The sequence below is a fragment of the Nocardia fusca NBRC 14340 genome, assembly GCF_001618425.1.
In the GTDB taxonomy this organism is placed as follows: Bacteria; Actinomycetota; Actinomycetes; order Mycobacteriales; family Mycobacteriaceae; genus Nocardia; species Nocardia fusca.
This window is the reverse complement of the sequence record NZ_BDCU01000090.1, coordinates 1-1,401: the sequence shown is the minus strand read 5'-3', so window position 1 is coordinate 1,401 and position 1,401 is coordinate 1. Positions and strand designations below refer to the sequence as shown.

General features: G+C 67.2%; 1 protein-coding gene. It reads right to left on the bottom strand.

All coding sequences use genetic code 11. The annotated features are described in order from the left end of the window. Positions 1-1,401: non-ribosomal peptide synthetase (locus NF4_RS35955; protein ID WP_157120808.1), on the bottom strand; the 1,401-nt coding region annotated here is incomplete at both ends.

The window sequence follows — 1,401 nt, the reverse complement described above, 5'->3', positions numbered from 1 at the left end:
GCACCACTGGGCACCACATACCCGACCAGCCGGTCACCGGTCCGCGGATCCGACTTCGCCACCACCGCCGTCTGCGCGACCTCCGGCAACGCCAGCAACGCCGCCTCGATCTCCCCCAGCTCGATCCGGAAACCACGAATCTTCACCTGGAAATCGGAGCGACCCACATAATCCAGTTCACCGGCCGCCGTCCAGCGAACCACATCGCCGGTCCGATACATCCGGGCCCCGGCAGTGAACGGGTCCGCCACGAACCGCTCGGCGCTCAGGTCGGGGCGACCGAAATACCCGTGCGCCAATTGTGTACCGGCCAGATACAACTCACCCGCAACACCGTCGGGCACCGGCCCCAACCGCGAATCCAACACGTACACGCGCGAATTCCACTGCGGCACACCGATCGGCACCGACACCTCATCGGCATCGGTAACGGTATGTGTGGTGACCGAGACCGCGGCTTCGGTCGGACCGTAGAGGTTGAACAACCCGGTACCCGGAGAGGCAGCGAGCATCCGCTGCGCGGTCGCCGCGGGCAGCGCCTCACCGATCGCCAGCACCCGGCGCAGCGAGCCGGGCATACCTTCATCAGCGGTGAGCAGCGCCTCCAACATCGACGGCACCACCGTCAACGTCGTCACGCCCTCGCCACGCATCAAACTGTTGAGGTAGGCCGGGTCCTGATGACCGTCCGGCGACGCGATGACCATCCGGCCGCCGGACACCGCAGCCAGCCAGAACTCCCACACCGACAGGTCGAACGTCGCCGCCGTCTTGAGCAGGATCGAATCCGTGGCATCCAGCCCGAACTCGGCCGTGATGTACCGCAACTGGTTCACGATCGCCGCATGCGGCACCGCCACACCCTTCGGGCGACCCGTCGACCCGGACGTGAAGATCACATACGCCGTATTCGACGCCCGCACCGGCGCGACCCGCTCCGCATCGGACACCGGGGAAGCGTCGAAGCCCGCGAGATCGAGCTCGTCGAGCACCACCACCGGCGCATCCGCGACACCGTCACCCGCACCGAATCCGGTCGCGGTATTCGTCAGCACGCAGACCGGTGCCGCCGTGTCCAGGATGTAGCCGGTCCGTTCGGCCGGCTGATCCGGATCCACCGGCACATACACACCACCCGCGGTGGCCACCGCGTACATCGCGACAACCAGATCCACCGACCGCCGCAAGCCGAGCACGACCCGATCCTGCGGACCCACACCCGCCGAAATCAGGTACCGGGCCAACCGGTTGACCCGCGCACCCAGCTCCGCATACGACACCCGGGTTCCATCGGCGTCCACCAACGCCACCGCGTCCGGAGCCGCCGCAACCGAAGCATCCAGCAACGACGCCAATGTCGCCGCCGAATCGAGCTCACGCGCAGTGGAATTCCGCTCCGCG